This is a genomic window from Haliea sp. E1-2-M8 (assembly GCF_030649675.1).
Taxonomy (GTDB): Bacteria; Pseudomonadota; Gammaproteobacteria; order Pseudomonadales; family Halieaceae; genus Haliea.
This window is the reverse complement of record NZ_JAUTDR010000077.1, coordinates 1-1,141: the sequence shown is the minus strand read 5'-3', so window position 1 is coordinate 1,141 and position 1,141 is coordinate 1. Positions and strand designations below refer to the sequence as shown.

At 48.7% G+C, this 1,141-nt stretch carries 1 protein-coding gene; it reads left to right on the top strand.

What is annotated here, in order from left to right; all coding sequences use genetic code 11:
• The first annotated feature begins 266 nt into the window (after positions 1-266).
• On the top strand, positions 267-746 hold the full coding sequence (locus Q6D67_RS21600; protein ID WP_304707910.1) for an SET domain-containing protein-lysine N-methyltransferase: 480 nt from the start codon (positions 267-269) through the stop codon (positions 744-746).
• The last annotated feature ends 395 nt before the right edge of the window (positions 747-1,141 follow it).

The following is a 1,141-nucleotide window of genomic DNA, read 5'->3' as shown; positions in this document are numbered from 1 at the left end:
GGCAGGCCCTGCGGATGAACCACCACCCCCACCAGAGGCGGAAATTTACGGCAAACCGCGACTCCGCGCCCCCGTAGTGCTGTTGCCGGGGAGGACCCGGCCCAATGGTGACTACTTGGCTGCGGCAGTCACAAAACCTGAATTCAGTGGATGTAAAAAAAACCGTACCCGCACGGTCTCGTTATATGGTTCGCCTGGACTTTAAATTTTTATATATATGTTACGATAGTACCTCGAGCTTAGGCTCGTCAGACTGGGAGCATCAAATGAACAACGGATACGAACAGTTAGATTCCCCTGATAAGGGTGAAGGTATATTCGCTATCAAGCAGTTTCATAGAGGCGATATAGTCATGATCGGTGTTATTGAAAAAGATAATATTGAAAACCACTCGCACGCTTCCCAGATGGGGAAGTTTCGATATGCTTTGCATGGTGGAAAAATTACTAAAGTTAATCATTCCTGTAACCCGAACTGTGGGATAAATCTCAATATAACAGGAGCTCATGATTTCGTTGCAATGCAAACTATCGAGATTGGAGATGAAATAACATTTGATTATGCAATGAGGAATTACACTACCGAATACTTTCCATATGAATGTCGCTGTGGAGCAGGAAACTGCAGAGGGAGCATTACAGGCTGGAAGAGCCTCCCCGATAGTTTTAAATCGAAGTATAAAGGATTTGTCGCACCATATCTCATTGAAATTGATCTTAGGTTAAATGAGTTGGCACATCACTGACTTTTAGGGTGGCCCCCTGGTGGCGGGGGGTGGTCCGAACATGGTGCCCGTCCACTAGGAAACCGCGCCCACCAGATTACAGCCATAAACCGCAACAATTTAGATTTAGCCGCACTGCTATGCGCTGCCTTTGAATCACCACAAGGACACCACAAGTTCACGGCAAGATTAAGGCAAGACCGCAACAAGATTACAGCAAGATTGGCGCTGCAATGGGTCCTTTCCAGCTATCACCAGCGCGGGGGCGCTGAAGCGCAATTTTCTGCTAGACACCCGCCGCCGGAGTTGTGACTGTTGTTTACCCTCGCTGTTTTTTGAGTCCATAAAAAGGCAGCCCGGCACCCCTACCCCCCGTCAAGGTACTATCCGCTGTCCTGGCGGCACGGGTGGCAAGC